The 19,176-nt window shown below is 45.7% G+C and carries 2 protein-coding genes; both read left to right on the forward strand.

Features of this window, described 5'->3' with window-relative positions:
• The first annotated feature begins 264 nt into the window (after positions 1-264).
• On the forward strand, positions 265-1,032 hold the full coding sequence (locus tag ACYRY3_RS29305; RefSeq protein ID WP_460205194.1) for a hypothetical protein: 768 nt from the start codon (positions 265-267) through the stop codon (positions 1,030-1,032).
• A 249-nt stretch (positions 1,033-1,281) separates the two neighbouring features.
• A complete protein-coding gene (locus tag ACYRY3_RS29310) occupies positions 1,282-19,167 on the forward strand; it encodes a CARDB domain-containing protein (RefSeq protein ID WP_460205195.1) in 17,886 nt (5,961 codons plus the stop codon).
• Positions 19,168-19,176 lie beyond the last annotated feature (9 nt).

The raw sequence follows: 19,176 nt of genomic DNA on the forward strand, positions 1-19,176 counted from the left end.
TTTCTCATCCGGATAATTTTCAGTAAAATTGCTCGTGTTTTCTATCCGTGGGGTAATTTAATAATAGGAATAAGAATTGAATCGGCTCGAAGTTTTCGCTCTGACCGATTCACAGTTCCCACGCAGAAATACTCATTATCACAGATTCAACTACAAGATATTTGGAACTGAGAAACCGGATGAAACCCAAAACCATCCAGTATATATTTGTGTGCCGATCGTATTCTGACTTCGGTCAATTTTAAAATTAGTGAAAGGAATCTCATGACTCAACAATTAGTCGTTCAAGATTTGGTGATTGTGGTTGCGGCCAAAAACCATTCCCCTTCGATTCTCAACCCAGACTTCCTCAAGTGCAGTGGTATTGTTCCTCAAGATTGGGATTTGGCAAGACAGCCAGTTTATACCAACAGTGCGGCTCAGGTCACATTCACGAATGGAATTAGCATTATTGCCGAACCAAATCGAGTGATTTTCATGGAGCCAATTGGCGACAAGACAATGTCAGAATTGAACATTGCAGAAATTGCTCGCAAATACGTACAAACCCTACCTAATGTAGAATATGAAGCTGTAGGTATCAATCCCAGAGGCTACGTTGCTTTTGCAGAGTCTCCAGATGCCGCTCGCTTCTACATGGCAGAAACTCTGTTGTCTCCTGGTGCTTGGCAATCCGAGGGAGATTCCCCCATGCGAGCTTCACTCAATTTGGTTTACAAATTCCAACGTGCTCCTTTCTACCTGAGCATCACTGAAGCAGCACTGCGTAAAGAAGATGAAACAACCACCCCAATCGTGATGTTTTCCGGCAGCTTTAGCTACGAACTGAGTGGTGACTCTGGAGCCGAAAAAATCAGCAACCTGCATAACTGCATCCAGAACTGGCAGACTGACTTGAACACTTACTCTGATATCATTAATCACAAATTTTTGAATAAAATATCTTCTAGCTTAAGAGTAGCTTCCGATGACTCTACAGTTTCCGTTCCGGCTACAGTTCCAGATTTATTTACTATGAGTGCTGCTGTCTAAATTCATTGAATTAGCTATTGGCTAATTGCTAATAGCTAATCTCTTGTTAAGAATCACTCATTAAAAAATTGGATTTCTAGTTAGAGATTATAAATCCCAAGACAATTGGCTTTGGGAGTATTCGGTAACGCCAATACTCGGCATGATAAAAAATTGCAGTGGCTCTTGAGATGAAAAGCTCGAGAGCCAAAGCGCCTGTTTAAAACCTATCTACCTTTTCACGAATTCATTATTTTTATTGAGGTCTATATGTCAGGGATGAATGAGATTTTCTCCACAAATGACTCATTGTCGTTAAATGACGGGTCAAAAACATCCTTGTTTCCAGATTCGTTGATATTGAGTACTGAAAAAGAAATTTCTCCAAGTCATCCCCCGACATCACCTGTTGGGTCTCCCAGCACAGACCTCTTCAACACTCCAGTATCTTCGACTTTTGTTTTTGAACAACCCAATACCATAGTTCCAAGCCCGCAGTTAAGAGAACAAACATCACTTGGAAGTTCAGTTACGAACACAGATCCCCTTACAGGAGGCACTGGCGATACCCCATTAGTTGGTATTTTAAGTCAGGATGAGATTAACTCAAGCCCTATCCTAACTGCAAGCAGCACTCCATCTATTCCATTCGACGCTGTAAGTAATGCAGTTCTGGGTAAAACCCAACCGCAGTATGCCATCACTCAGCTTGGTGAGACCGGGGATTTGTCAACGAAAACCCAATTAACAGACTCCATCTTAGAAGTTTTCCGTAATGAGGCTGCAGCACGTTGGGCTAGTTTGGGTATCACTCAAGAGGACAAACAGCAGCTTGAAAATGTCAAACTGCTGATTGCGGATTTACCAGGCTATCAACTGGGTTGGACTGAAGGAGACGTTGTGACTCTGGATGAAGACGCCGCAGGAAGTGGGTGGTTTGTCGATTCTTCTGTGGCTGAGGATAGTGAGTTTAGCAATATTGTGTCAGCAAGCGAGCTGCTGGCAAATGAAACCGATCCTGCTTTTGGGAGAGTAGATTTACTGACAGTCATAACTCACGAGTTTGGGCACGTACTTGGTATAGACCATGTGGGGACTGACAGAGTCATGAGCCCGACATTACCAAGAGGAACCCGACGCCTGCTCATAGCGGGTTTAGATAACTTGATTCGAGGGAATGACCCTATTAACGATGCAGCAGAACTAGCATTACCAACAATTTCTGCTAACAATGGCACCGTCAATAGTGACTTGAGCACAACGGATGTGATGAATCCGACTCGCAATGGTAGTTTTAGTGATGATTACGAGTTGATTAATTTCACAGTCGGAAAACTGGTCACCCTCAACTTATCGTCTCCGAGCTTTGACACTTATCTACAGCTGATAAATGCAGACACAGGACAAGTCATCGCTAACGATGATGGCTCTGGTGAAGGTGGTAGCTCGTTGCTGAGGTGGACGCCAATTGAAGGCATCAAGTATACAGTTCGAGTGACGAGTTATAGTAACAATGTAACAGGAACGTACACTCTGAATGCGAATGTTGGTGCGCCAGACTTACTGGTCACAAATGCAATTGCACCGACCACAGCCGCAGAAAGAAGCATAATTGCCCTGAGTTGGACCGTCACCAATCAGGGGGAAGTGGTGGCGACAAACGATTGGTATGATTACGTTTACTTATCAGACAACACCATCCTAGATAACTCAGACCGCTACATGGGCTATCTTGGGACTGGCGATCGAACGCCATTAGCACCTAGTGCCAGTTATACAGTGACCACAAATATGGCACTCCCAGAGCGCATCGGGGCAGGAAAACAGTATTTGCTATTTGTAGCCGATCGCGATAATTATCAAATTGAGGAAAGTGAAACCAACAACGTCCGGGCGGTTCCCATAGATATTACCGTACCGGATTTAGTCGTGACAGGAGCAACTGCACCGGTTGGGGTGACAGTAGGTAGCAGCGCTGAGTTAACTTGGACGGTGAAAAATGAAGGGAACGTAGAAGCTACCCACAGTTGGTATGACCACATTTATCTGTCCAACGATCTCACCTGGGATGGGTCAGACCAATATGTGAGTGTGTTTGATTCCGGTACATCCGGTACACCTGTGGCAGTTGGAGACACTTATACCCTGACCAAGACTGTTATTATCCCCAATACTGTTTTGGGAAATCGTTACCTGCTGTTTGTTGCTGACGCTAACAACAATCAATACGAAACAAACGAAAACAACAATGTTAAAGCAATTCCAGTTGAAGTGAACGCTCCAGACCTGATTGTCGCTGATGCAACTGCACCCAGTAGCGCGACATTGGGCGAGGAAATTACCGTGAACTGGCAAGTAACAAATCAGGGAAACGTGATTGCTGATGGTGATTGGTATGACTATTTTTACCTTTCAGATGACCAAGTCCTAGATGACTCAGACCAGTACATCTCCTACAAATGGACGGGTGAGTTAACTCCCTTAGCTAGCAATACTAGCTACAGCGCCACCCACAACTTGACCATTCCCACCCATGCCAAAGCGGGTAATCGTTACTTGCTGCTTGTTGCAGACCGCGATAACTACCAAGGTGAAACTAACGAGAATAACAACGTCAAAGCAGTTCCTATCTACATCAATGCACCTGAGTTAGTGGTTGCAGAGGCAAATACCCCCACCAGCGCTAACTCAGGAGACAGTATTGACGTTTCCTGGACAATTAAAAACCTTGGGGATACAACCAGCACAGGTCAGTGGTACGACCACGTCTTCCTATCCTACGACGCGGTTTATGACAGTTCGGATACCTATCTTACCTCTAACTACAACTCAATACAGTTAGCGCCATTGGGCAGCTACTCGGTGGAGCAAAATGTTACACTACCTACTTCATTTGTTGGCAGTCCGGGGAATCGTTATTTGTTGTTCGTTGCCGATACCAACAACTACCAAAGCGAAACTAACGAAGGCAATAACGTTTTAGCCGTACCGTTTACTATTAACGGGCAGAATTCAGACCTATCGCTGAGTGCAGCAACCGCTCCTAGTACAGCAGTCGTTGGGCAGCAAATTCCCATTGAATGGACTGTCACCAATTCTGGATCGGTAGCGACAACTAGCTATGATTGGTATGACTATGTCTACCTGTCTAGCACTCCTACACTCAATAGTGAGGCTGTTTATTTAACGTATGCTTATTCGGGCAACTACAACTCGTACCAACCCTTAGCCGTTGGAAGTAGTTACACCATTCAACGAAATGTCATCCTGCCAAATAATGTTAACGGCGATCGCTACCTGTTGTTTGTAGCGGATCAATACAACTACCAGGGTGATGCAGATAAGTCTAACAACGTCAAGGTAGTTCCCATCACGATTGAGGCTCCCGACCTTGTTGTGTCTAATGCTACTGCCCCCCAGCAGGCTTATGCAGGGGCAAGAATCGAAGCCAGTTGGACGGTGACTAACCAGGGAAACGGGAGTGCATTGCAGCCCCGGTGGAACTATGGCGACTACTACGGGTACGGGTCTTTGTCAGATTGGGTGTATTTGTCCGATGATGACACACTAGATACTAACACCGATACATTACTCAAGGATATACAAACCGAAAGGCTACTGCCGTTAGAAAGTGGCGCAGGTTACACAATAACACAGCTGCTCTCAGTGCCCAACACCGTTACAAAAGGCAGCAAGTACTTGCTATTTGCTGCCGACGGGGGGAAGAGCTTGGGTGAAACCAATGAGAACAATAATGTTAAAGCAGTTGCTATCAGCATTGTTGACCCCGATCCAAACCTACCCCTACTGCAATCGGGTAGCCCAGTCCAAAACCAAAATAGTCCTCAATCCTCAAGTAACCCCAATTATGGGACTTATGGTACGCTGGAAGCCTTGCTTGATGTTACTACTTTGACAGGGCTTTTGGGGGAATACTACGTACCTGGTGGTATTGTTAATAACTTTCCTAACTACGATGCCCTCGCTCCCCTTTTGACGAGAGTTGACCCTTGTGTCAATTTTGGTTCTACTTGGTACGACTTTGGTGCAAACTTAGGACAAACAGACCACTTCGCAGCACGCTGGACTGGCAAAATCAACATTGCCACTGAGGGGGATGTTACTTTTTCTATCAATAGCGATGATGGTGCGCGTCTTTACATTAACGATCGCTTAGTTGTTGACAATGGGGGAGTACATGGTTTTCAAGAACATTCTGCAACCATCTACTTAACGCCGGGACAGCACGATTTGCGTCTGGAGTATTTTGAATACGATTGGTACGCAGGCGTCACTCTCAGCTACACCCCAGTAGGCGGTAGCAAGCAGGTGATTCCCAGCAGCATCTTAACCCCAGCCCGCTTAACACCCCTTGAATCTGACTTGCGCTTGAGTGATGTGACAGCCCCAACAACCTTTGGACTGGGGCAAACTATCAGCACCAGCTGGACAGTGACAAATGTAGGTACTAGCAGTACTCAAAGTGCCTGGACTGACCAAATCTATCTTTCTGATGATACGACTCTAGACAGTAAAGACACCCGTCTGGGTAGTCCTGTGGGACGTACTACACCACTGGCAGAACTTGAGAGCTACACTCAAGCTCAAAACATTGTCATTCCCACCAATGCAGGATTGGGGAACAAGTACTTGCTGTTTGTCACCAATCCAGACAAACCTGAAAGCAATCGCACTAATAATGCCTACGCACTGCCCATTACCATCATTCCTCCAGACCTGATTGTCACACAGGCAACAGCTCCATTGACCGCATCTGAACGCGAATCGATTACTGTGAACTGGACGGTGAAGAACCAGGGAAGCGTACCGACACAGAGCAACGGTTGGTATGACTCGGTTTACCTGTCTGAGAACACCGTTTTCGATGATTCAGACCGCTATATGGGCGACTTCTGGATTAATGCTCAACTGGCAGAATCCGGAACTTACAGCAAAAGTCAGAAATTCACTTTACCAGAACGTACCGGGTCAGGGAAATGGTATTTATTGGTAATCACCGATCGCTATGGCAACTACCAAGCAGAAACCAGTGATGCTAATAATGTTTATGCCATCCCCATAGACATCACGATTCCCGATTTGACCGTTACCACTGGAAGTGCTCCCACAACTGCGGCAGTTGGTGATACTGTTTCAGTATCTTGGACGGTGAAAAATTCGGGGGCTGTATCAGCCGCATCTGACTGGTATGACTCGGTTTACCTTTCCGACGACAACAAATTTGATACAACAGACACTTACGTCACTAATTTTTCCCGTAATGCTTCCGAGCCCCTAGCATCAGGTGCCACCGATGTTCGTACTGGAGATCTTGTGATTCCCCAGGACAAACTGGGCGATCGCTATTTACTTATAGTCAGCGATCGTGGCAATTATCAAAGCGAAACTGACGAAACAAACAACGTTTGGGCAACTCCCATCACCATCACTGCTCCCGATTTAGTCGTCTCTGATGCAACCGCCCCAATTGCCGTAGGACTAGGGGAAACCGTATCAGTCTCGTGGAGTGTGACCAACTCTGGAGATGTTATCGCCTCACGGGATTGGTATGACTCAATATATCTCTCAGACGATACAACCTTTGATGGCTCAGATGAATACATCACTGACCATTGGAATTATGAGACAACCCCATTAGGGGCTCTCTCTAGCTACAACGTTACTTCCAATGTAACTATTCCCACTTACGTCAAAGCGGGCAACCGTTACTTGCTGTTTGTGGCTGACCGCCATAACTACCAAGGCGAAACAAACGAGAACAACAATGTCAAAGCAGTTCCTATCTACATTAAGGCTTCAGACCTCGTAGTTTCTGATGCTGGTGCTTCTGCCAATTCTGTTGCTCCGGGTTCTACTTTCGAGCTGTCTTACACTGTCCAAAACCAGGGACAAATTGCTACAAACCCTCAGTACAACTGGTGGTATGGTCGTGGCTGGTACGACCACATTTACTTATCCAACGATGCCATTTACGATAGTTCCGATTCTTACCTGAATGAGCGTTGGATAGACACAGAAACTTCACTTGCCGTTGATGGTAGTTATACGGTCAGTAACATCAATGTCACCTTACCCAACAATTCAGTAGGTCAACCCGGAAGCCGTTATTTGCTATTTGTCAGCGATCGGTATAACAATCAAAATGAGAGTGACGAGCGCAATAATGTCAAGGCAATCCCCATCACAATTACGGGTGAGAATGCAGACTTAGAGGTTACAACCGCAACAGCCCCAAGCGTGGTATCAACGCAGCAGAATATCTCTGTTTCTTGGACGGTTAAGAACACGGGTACATTAAGTGCATCAGCAGACTGGTATGATTTTGTTTACATCTCCAGCGATAATACCCTCGATGCTAGCGATACCAGAGTTGGAGATCAATGGGTATGGTCTCAAATACCATTGGCAGCAAACGGGGAGTACAGCCTCAACCGTAATATTACAATTCCCCAAGACAGAACAGGCAGTCAATACTTGCTGTTTGTCGCTGATGCTTACAACTACCAGAGTGAACTCAGCAAAGCCAACAACCTCCGCGCTGTCCCAATTACAGTCCTAACTCCTGATTTGGTAGTCACTGATGCCACTGCCCCTGCTAAGAGCTATCCCAGCACGCAGATTGAGCTAAGCTGGAAAGTGAAGAATCAGGGCAATACAAGTGCTAATACGGGCTGGTACGATCGCATCTATTTATCAGATGACACAACTTTCAACACCAGTACAGATACCCTGCTTAAAGAAATATGGATGGGTAACTTGACTCCTTTAGCAGTTGAGAATGACTACACTGTTAGCCAGCTCTTAACGTTGCCAAGCACCATCCCAATCGGGGGTCGTTATCTGTTGATAGTCACAGATATCCATAATGCTCAAGGAGAAACTAACGAAAATAATAATATCAGGGCAATCCCGATTGTCATTGGGGATGCGGAACCGGACTTAACAATTACCACCGCCACTGCTCCAAGCACAGCTGTCTTGGGAGAAACGATCGCACTCAACTGGACTGTACTCAACCAAGGCAACAGACAGGCAACCGCAGACTGGTACGACACAATTTACCTGTCTGATGACCAAACTCTTGATGCTAGCGATGTGGCGGTTTCGGATCAAAACGTAGCTGAAAAAACCCCACTTGCTGTGGGTGCAACCTACAACTTTAACCGCAACATTACCATTCCCAACACCACTGTGGGGAATCGCTATTTGCTGATTGTTGCAGATGCAGGTTCCCAACAAAGTGAAACAAACGAAACCAATAATCTCCGGGCAGTCCCGATTACCCTAACTGCACCGGATTTAGTCGTCAGTAGTGCTAGCACTGGGGTTTCTGCTGCCACTTGGGGCGAAACTATCCAGGTTGAGTGGACGGTCACAAACACTGAAACACAGACGGCGGCGACTACTTGGAGCGACCAAATTTATCTGTCGGATGACACGATCCTAGACGGCACCGATCAATTTGTTGCTAGCTTCAGCGCGTCAGAGTTTATGCCAATGTCGGGCAATAGCAGTTACACCCAAGCTAGCAAGAACATTACCATCCCCACTCACTCGGGAACTGGTAGTAAATACTTGCTGTTTGTTGCCGATGCCAACAATGCCCAAGGTGAGACCGATAACAACAACAATACCAAAGCCATACCTTTCTTTGTTAAGGCACCGAATCTCCAAGTTTCTCAGGCCAGTGCGCCCACCACAGCAACATGGAACGAGAGCATCAATATCTCAGTGACGGTGACAAATCAAGGTACGGGGGATGCCCTATCTGATTGGTGGGATTCTGTTTACCTGTCTGCCAATCCTACTTTAGATAGTAACGATATTTACTTAGGTAACCTATCGGCAGCCAATCAAAGCCCTCTAGAATCTGGTGCAAGCTACAGTAAAAACCACAACGTGACTATCCCATCTGTCACTCCTGGTGACTGGTATTTGTTGATTGCCACTGACAACAATGGTAACCAACTTGCAGAAATCAATGAAACAGACAATGTACGTTCTGTAGCTTTGTCGGTGACAGCCCCGGATTTAGTTGTTTCTGCTGTGAGCGCTCCACAAAACAGCATTTTGGGTGCAACAATTTCAGTGAGTTGGACTGTCACTAACCAGGGAACTGGCGCAGCGCTGGCTGATTGGTGGGACCATGTTTACCTTTCAGCAAACCCGACTTTAGATAGCAATGACACATCAATTGGCTACCAGTGGGCAGGAGAAAACACGCCACTGGCTGCAGGGATGAGTTACACCAACGAGCTCAATATCACCCTTCCTAAGGTCGAACAAGGAACTTGGTATTTATTATTTGCGACTGACCTTGACAATTACCAACCTGAGACAAACAACAATAACAATGTCACACCAGTTGCCATTGAATTGGGTGCGCCGGATATTGAACTAACTGCTGCGACTGCTCCATTAACTGCAAGCGTAAACCAAACAATTCAGGTGGGCTGGACTGTGACTAACACGGGGAATATTACCGCCCCGGCAGATTGGTGGGACTCGGTTTACCTGTCGGATAATACAACCTTAGATGACAGCGACACTCAACTGGGTGCCTTATCAGCAACCAATGAAACGCCCTTGGCGGCGCTGACTCACTATACTCAAACCTTGAATGTTACTCTTCCTGGCACAATACGGGGTAACAAGTACCTGCTCTTTGTCACCGACCGCGATAATACACAAGGCGAGAGTAACGAAAGCAACAATGTACGCTTCTTACCCCTCACAATTAATGCTCCCGATTTAATTGTCTCTGATGCCACCGCTCCAAATCGTGCCATCTTGGGTGAGACTATTGACGTTTCTTGGACGGTTGCTAACTCCGGTATTGGAGACGCTTTTGCTGATTGGTATGATAGCATTTACCTGAGCGATGACACCAACCTCGATGCCCAAGATACTTCTGTTGCTGACTATTGGAACGCAGACAACACCCCATTAGCCTCACAAGCCACTTACCCCGTTACGCGTAAAATTACTATTCCCTTCACCACTACAGGTAACCGCTACCTCCTATTTGTAGGAGATCGCACCAATTTACAGGGGGAAACAAACGAAAATAATAATATTAAAGCTATCCCCATTACTCTGGGCTCGATTGACCTTGTACCAACTATTACCACATCTCCCACCACAGTCACATCCGGTACAACTGTGTCCTTGGGGTGGTCGGTCAGCAATACTGGTACGGCATCAGTTACAGATAATTGGGTAGACCGCATCTATCTATCAATAGATAATAAGTTTGATTCTAGCGATTTGTTCCTCAAGCAGTTCCAGCACGATCGCCCCCTAGGAGCAAGCAGCAACTACACCACACAACTTGATGTAGACTTACCTATAGAATTCAGTGGTAATTACTACTTACTTCTAGTTACTGATGCCGATGGCCAAGTCAAAGAAATATCAGGTGAAGAAAATAATGTTGCCTACAGTGCGGTACAAATTCAACTAGGAGAATACGCAGATCTAGCTGTATCGAACGTTACGGTATCATCATCTCTCATCTTGCGCGACCAAGTCCCTGCACCTGCAACCCTTGGGGTAAATTGGACGGTCACCAACACCACCAACGGTACAGGTGCGGGTCAAGCTAGCAAATGGTACGATCGCATTATTGCCAGTGCTGACTCAGAAATAGGTAATAACGACGATATTGTATTGGCAAGCTTTTTACATGAAGGTGCTCTGGCAAAAGGAGCATTTTACCAGAGAACGGAAGTCATTGCGCTTCCCAACTACTTACAGGGCAAGTATAAATTATTTGTTCAAACAGACGCAGATATCCGAGATGAGAATGGCAAAATCATTTATTCGGTATTTGAAAACGGACTTGAAGCCAATAACACCGCCGGATCGCCATCTCAATTCGCCGTCGCCCTCAAACCTTATGCAGATTTAGTTGTCACAAAAGTTGAAACAAACGCAACCGCAAGCACCGGATCGTTCTTCAGGGTAAACTGGGAAGTGAAAAACCTTGGGATTAGTGTCACTGATAGCGCTTCTTGGTACGACAGAGTACAGCTAGCACGTAAAACAGAAACAGGTTCATTTGAAATTCTTCGCACCCTTGACTCTTTTGACCGTACCGGCGCACTTTCTCACGAGTCAGGGAAAAACACCTACACCCGCTCTCGAGATGTCTTCATACCCTACGACCTTGAACCTGGTACATACTACCTTGGGGTCACCACCGCCGGTAGTAACAATCCTTACGAATTTATCTACACCGACAACAACACCTCATTCTCTCAAGCCATTGAAATCGCACGGGGTAACACACCTGACTTATTCGTCAATCGCATCAGCACCATACCCGAAGCACTTGCAGGTAGTAAAATTGACGTCACATGGCAGGTATTTAACTCCAATGCACTCAATACCGGTGATGGGGGTGGAGAGTGGTATGACTCTGTTTACTTGCGGAACATCGCCACGGGATTTGTATATGGTTTGGGAAGCTTCAAGCAAACAAACGGACTGGTTGCAGGTAAGTTTTATACCCAAACCGAATCATTTACCTTAGATTCTCGCCTTGAAGGGACTTATGAAGTTGTTGTTGAAACCAATATAGCTGATAGGTACGGCAATCGTGGCGTGTACGAACAAGCAAACGCACTCGCCAACAACACCCTCACTTCAACGTCCAATCTGACAGTTATCCTCCCCAACCGTCCCGATTTGCGCGTCAACAGTATAGATGTACCTTTAACAAGCGTTTCTGCAGGAGGTACCGCATTCGCTAGCTTTGAAATCATCAACCTCAGTCAAGTTGAAGCCAAAGGCAAATGGGTTGATAATGTGTACTTATCTTTAGATGGTTTTATTGATAGTGGCGATACTTTAATTGGCAGCTTCAATAACGATAGCGCTCTTTTAGGGCTTGGAAAATACAAACACGATTTAGCTAACTTTGAAATTCCCAAATATTTCCGCGACCGCGCATATATTATCGTCCAAACTGATGCAGGAAATAGTATCAACGAATACCCACAGGATGGAAATAATACTCTAGTTAAGGAATTGAAGATAACATCGCTACCACCTGCAGATTTGGTTGCAAATCATGTTGTCAGCCCCGACCAAGCGTTTGCAGGGGCAAAAATTAAGGTAAACTATAAAGTTACTAACTCTGGTGCTGGTGAAACCGATCGCGATCGCTGGACTGACTCAATTTGGCTGACGCGCACATCTGGTCGTCCGTCCTCTAACAGTCGAGAAGGTGGCGAGCGAGATATTCTTCTAGGGAATTTCACACATACAGGAACGCTTCAAATCAAAAATGATTACAACGGTACCAACTTCTACGAAAACGAAGTTGAGGTAACACTACCAACTGTTTTACAAGGTGGACAATGGTACATCACAGTCTGGTCGGATGCGTACAATAATGTTTACGAAGATACCTTTAGTAATAATTCCAATCAAAACGACGCCAACGAACTTGACAGCAACAATTACGCATCAAGTCCAATAGAAGTTTTACTACCCGCCGCTCCTGATTTACAAATTGTATCGGTCACGCCAACTGAAGTGGCAATGGGTGGAACACCGTTCAAAGTCACTTGGACGGTCAAGAATAATGGAAATGTCGATATTACCTCTGGGTCGTGGTATGATGAGGTTTACCTTACCGATGCACCTAGCCTCGAAGCATCTACGGTAAAATGGTATCTTGGCAATGTTGGACGCGACCAACAACTCGCACGCTCAGCTACCTACACGAGTGAGTTAGAAACTGTCCTCTCCCCTGGTGCGACGGGTCAATACATTATCGTCACAACCAATCCATTAAAAGAAATTTGGGAAGGTCCCTATACCAACAACAATACTTATGTTGCTCCTACTCTTGTCACCAGCATAAGTGCCGATTTTGCTGTCACCAATATCAAAACCTTTACCCCCAACTATTCTGGTGACCCCACGACAATTGAATGGACGGTCACAAACAATGGTGCATCTGTCTGGGAGGGAACAAGATACTGGTACGATGAAGTTTGGATTTCTAAAGAAAGTACTTTTAATGGTAGCAACGCCACTTTCTTGGGATTGTTCGCGCAAAATCTCCCGAAATCTGGATTGGGTACGGGTCAATCTTACACCCAAAAGCAAACCGTCACCCTCCCTGTCGGTATTAAAGACGACTATTACATCCACGTCTTTACGAACTTGAGCCTAGCGGATGCTTCAAGAAGTGGTGGTTTACCAGCGACAGGCTGGTTAAGTAACTATTGGGAACGTGTAGGATATGAAACCAGTGCCTATGAAGATACCTCGAATAATTATAAATCGGCAAAAATTCCAGTTATCTTCCGCGAAGCCGATTTAGAAATTAGCAACCTTCAAATCGAAACTCCTCAACCGGGAATTGCACCCACCTCCGGGGAAACTATAGCTGTCAACTGGAAGGTTAGCAATATTGGTACGCGAGATACCCGCGAAAGCATTTGGTACGATCGCGTATATCTTTCCATCGGTAAAGACGATAATAGTTTGGATGCTCAAGATATTTTCCTAGGTGAGTACAAGCGCACTGGTATCTTAAAACAAGGTGAATCCTACACCCAACGTCAGGAATTTATCCTTCCAGATAACATATCTGGTGACTTCAAAGTCATAGTGTTTACCGACTCGAACTATAATTTTGCTCCCTACAGAGAGAATAACCTGGGATTTGAGTGGTATGTGAGCCGTGAAATGGCTCGCGTACCGGAATTTAGTAAGGAAGATAACAACCAAGCGTTAGCAGATTTATATATTGAGTTTACCGAAGCACCTGACTTGCAAGTCACCGCACTTGAAGTTCAAGAACAGCGTGCTTTGAGAGGACAAAAACTCAACCTTGAATATACCGTTACCAATCGCGGAGGAAACACACCACCGCGACAAAGCGAGTGGAACGATTTAATTTACCTCTCACGCGATCGCAAACTCGATATCTTAGCTGACCGCTACCTTGGTTCCATTCCACGTACTGGTGGGTTGAATGGCAATTCCAGTTATACTAATTCTTCCAGCTTTTATCTCCCTACCGACCTTGATGGTTCGTACTATGTCTTTGTTGTGACTGACCCAACTCTATCCAATCCACGTGGTAACGTGTTTGAAGGTAGTAACGAAGGCAATAACAATAAGCATAGCGCCCAACCTCTGATTATTGAACTGCCACCACCTGTCGATTTAAAAGTCACAAATATTACCATTCCTAATAGCACCCAAGTGGGAGACCCCGTGACGGTGAAATGGAGTGTTGTTAATGATAGCAATAACTCCATGACCGGAAGTTGGACAGATGCGGTCTACTTGTCTAATGATGACAAATGGGATATTGGCGATCGCTTAATCGGGCGCAAAACTTTCAGTGGAACTCTTGCTGGTATAGACCCAACCACTCTGACTCCAGGTAGCTACGAACAGTATATCGATATATCTGACAATATTTTCTTACCGGGAGTTACTCCAGATAACTACCGCCTCATCGTCCGCACTGATATTTTCAATGAAGTTTACGAAGGAGTTGAAGGTGGGGAAAGCAACAACTTGAAAGCATCAGAAGATTCATTTAAAGTGAATGCTTCTGGGTTGCAACTGAATGTCGGTCAAGCAACAACTCTGACCAAAGGACAAGAACGGCTATTTGAACTGAACGTCGATGCGGGACAAACAATCCGCATCACAACGGATGGAACTGAGGCGAGTGGGAATGAAATTTACGTCGGCTTTAACGTTTCCCCCACCAGCACAAAATACATCACCGCCTCAAAGGGAATCATTGGTTCCGACCAAACCGCGATCGTTTCCAACACGCAACAAGGCAAATACTACGTATTATTACGTGGAATCTCAGGAAATGAAACACCTGTAACCATTAAAGCAGAAGCCTTACCATTTGGCATCACCGATATAGCGACTGACAGAGGTGGTGACAGCCGCTACGTTACGACCACCATATCCGGGGCGCAATTTCAGAAAGGAGCAACAGTCAAACTCGTGCGTCCGGGAATTGGCGAATATATTCCCGACCGTTGGGAGGTGGTAGACAGTACCAAGATTACCGCCATCTTTGATTTGAGGAATGCTCCCCACGGGTTGTATGATGTAAAAGTTACGAACCCTGATGGCGAGAGTGCGATCGTTCCATACCGCTATTTAATCGAACGCGCCATTGAAACTGATGTCACCGTTGGACTGGGCGGACCAAATATACTTGCGCCTGGGGAAACTGGTAATTACGCCGTATCGGTGAAAAGTTTAACAAATATCGACACCCCTTACGTCCACCTCAGCTTTGGCATTCCCGAACTTGGCTCAAACCCAATTTTGGAACTTCCTTACGTACAATTTAGCTCAAACTTAAGCGGACAACCGCAAAACAATCCCCAAGGAAAACTGGATGACGTCCCCTGGGCTTCGATTGTCTCAAATGTTAACCTCAACGGACAAATCCTCGCACCCGGTTACATCCTCGACCTACCAAACGCCGGATTTACAGGTGCAAACTTCAGCGTCCAAATCTACCCTGGATTCCAGGAACTCTTGCAACGCGAACCAGAACTGTTAGAGGATTTAAATGGTGACGATTTGGCGTTCAAATTCCCCATTGTCGCCACCGCAACGGCGATGACCCGTGCTGAATTTGTCGCCGAACAAAAACTTGAAGCTCTGAGGTTGCGTTCTGCTATTCTCCAAGATAAAACAGCAACCCCCACCCTAACCATTTTAGCCGCCGATGCCGACACTTGGACAAACGCATTCCTAGCTGCCTTAGAACAAGCTGGGCTGCTGCGACCGGATAACGTTGCTCCTCCCATCCGAGAAAACCCGCAAGTTATTAGTTTAATGGCGACATTAGCTACCGGGTTGTTGGTAGGACCTGCGGGTCAAGCAATCACCTCCACAGGTAATTTGGTGAGCTTCTTTGAAAACATCCGCAAATGGTACGGTCACGATGCCAGTAAAATTGGTAGCAACGACATTCCCAACCTCCAACAATTTGACCGGGGATTGTCAAGAGCGACGCAAAAGCAAGCATTTAATATCTACGTTCCATTTAAAGACGCCAGAGTAGAACTACCTCCCGGTGTCGCCATCCCTGCACCCAATTTTAACAGTGCCTTTATAACACCCAGCAGTACCAGTAACCTCGTCTCCCTTACCGGACCCTTAGGTTACGGCAACAATAATATTATCCCAGTTGGTGTTGAACTTCCCTACACGATCCGGTTTGAAAACGCCGGTACCGCACCAACAGCAGTAGGCAAAGTTCAGTTAGTGACCAAACTCGATAGTGACTTAGATCCACGCACCTTCCAACTTGGGGGGATTAAGTTGGGTGATATTCAAGTCAATATTCCGACAGGGAGGAGTTTTTTCCAAGGGGACTTTGATTTTACTGCGACTAAAGGGTTTATTCTAGGAGTCAGTGCGGGAATTGACTTAGCCACCAACACCGCGAGTTGGTTGTTAGAAGCCATTGACCCCAATACTCTGGAAGTTGTACAAAACCCGAATGTTGGTATTTTATTACCCAACGATGCCAAAGGAGCAGGTGCGGGATTTGTTAGCTACACCATTGCAGCCAAGGAAAACAGTATTACGGGAACAGAAATTACCAGCAGTGCAAAAGTCCTGTTTAATACTGCTTCCCCCATCGATACCAATCGCATCGTAAATATTATTGATGGCGTTGCACCCACTGCTACTCTTAACGTAACTCCACTCAATAGTGAAAACTCACCTTCCCTCACTCCCTCCCTCTCCCCCTCACTAACCGATTATCGCGTAACCTGGAATGCAACTGATGATGCTTCTGGTTCTGGTGTCAAACATATCACCGTTTACGTTGCCGAAAATGGCGGTGATTTCAAAGTCTGGAAGTCGCAAACTCAAGAAAAAGAAGCAATATATAGCGGTTTAGCAGGTTCAAGATACGAATTCCTCGCCCTCGCAACTGACAATGCAGGTAACAAACAAGCGCCCCCATTGGGAATTATCACCCCCAACGATGGATTTAGTGTCAACTTAGGTAGTATTCCTACTGTTAGTGCTACTACCAAACCGGATATCCTACCACCCGCACCACCATCGCAACAAATTTCCACCAACGAGTTATTTATTCAAGCAAAAGCCGAGAATAATACTCCCGCAACCTTACCCACTACCAACAAACCTGAGTTTGAAATTGTATTGCGTCCGTTTAGTGCAAGTGCGTTTGCAACAGGTATACCTAAGAGTCATGGTAATCTTGGCGCGATGGCGATCGCTGTCCTACCAGATGGTACAGTACTAGCAAGTGGTGGAACTAACCGTGGTTCTCTCTATCGCTTCTCCTCACAAGGAACCCAAACTTCCCCCACTCCCCTAGTGACGCTATCGCAACCCATATTTGATATGTCAGTTGACCGTAATGGTACGCTATGGGCGACTACAGGTGGTGGTCCGTTACTGCAACTTAATTCACAAACTGGTCAAATTGTCAAGCAATACGGTGATAGCATCACTCAAACACTGGCAATTCATCCAACAACAGGGTCGATCTATGTTTCTTCCGGAAACGGAATTGAAATTTTCAACCCGATCGCGGAAACATTTACTCACTACAGTGACTTGCGGGTTGACAGTTTGGCATTTGCTCCTGATGGTAGCTTGTGGGGAACATCATGGCCGGACAGAGGGCTTGTTGTCAAATTTGATGCCAAAGGTCGTGCCCAACAAATGCTATCCTTCTCTGAAGAAGTCGATTCCCTGGCGTTTGGGGCGACTGGTAGCCGTTTGGCTGGATTGGCATTTGTTTCCACCAATAACGGTGACGTATTGATGGTGGATTTAGCAACGCTGCAACATATCAAAGTAGCGACTGGCAAGCAGGATGGTACCACATGGGGTGAAAATATTGAAGTGACTCCCGATGGTCGGGTTTTAATCAGCCATTCCGGTCAAATCGATGTCCTCAATCCGACTCTCGCACCAAAAGTCTCTGCTACTAACCCGGTTAAAGATGCGATCGTTGCATTGCCACAAAACATTATTTCCGTTACCTTCGACTCGGATATGTTTGCAGGCGCAAGCAACTATCTGGCGTCGGTACTCAATCCAAATAATTACCAGTTAATTGGTGGTAATAGCAACATCATTAATCCCGTATCAGTACGCTACGATACAGCAACGAAATCTGCATTGCTTGGTTTCAACACCTTTGATGCGGGTAATTATGAATTTAAGGTACTGCAAAATATCAAGAGTACCGCAGGCGTTGAGTTAGAAACAGCATACAGCGAGAGATTTACGACTGTATCCAATTTCTCTAGTCTAGTTGATTTTAACTTCAGCAATGCTAGAAGTCACCGCGCTGAGGGGACAATATCCTTTGATGTCACAATTACCAGTAAGGCAGACCAGGATTTATTATTACCTGTCATGTTGCTACTTGACCCAAGTGCAACATTTACAGGAGTCCCCAACGGCGCAGTGGGACGTACAGATTCTGGTGCGTATTTACTTGATTTGAAGGATAGCTTACCCGATGGAAGATTAAAGTCTGGCGCATCTACAACAGTACGCACCATTACTGTCAATAACCCCGATGCCTTGAGGGTTGAATTTACACCGGGCATCTACGCAATGCCGTATCCCAACCTTGCCCCAGTCATTACCTCAACTGCAGTAACAACAGCAACCCTAGGTCAAGATTATAGCTATCAAATTTCAGCGTTTGACCCAGATGGTAGTGTCCTAGGATACCTGCTCTACGATGCACCAACAGGAATGACAGTTGATGCTAACGGGTTAATTAATTGGACTCCCGTTGCAGGTAGCACTCTTCAAGAGAAGGTTGTCCTTTACACCTATGATTTGCGCGGTGGTTATACAACACAATCCTTTACTATCAATGTCGCAGGTGCAAATAATAAACCCGTATTTACAACTCCTGCGGTTTCCGGTGGAACGATCGCTACTAACGACAGTGGTATAACTATTCGTAGTGCAGAAGGTAAAACCCTACAAATTAAAGTTGCTGCCAATGACAGCGATCGCGATAAACTGACCTATTGGGCTCCTAATCTTCCTGGTGGTGCGGTATTTGACCCCAAAACTGGTATTTTGACTTGGACACCCAATTACTCATGACCAATGACA

The sequence above is a fragment of the Scytonema sp. NUACC21 genome (assembly GCF_054684315.1).

Coding starts and splice junctions, on each gene's coding strand:
- ACYRY3_RS29305 (WP_460205194.1), top strand. CDS start 265: ATGACTCAACAATTAGTCGTTCAAGATTTGGTGATTGTGGTTGCGGCC.
- ACYRY3_RS29310 (WP_460205195.1), top strand. CDS start 1,282: ATGTCAGGGATGAATGAGATTTTCTCCACAAATGACTCATTGTCGTTA.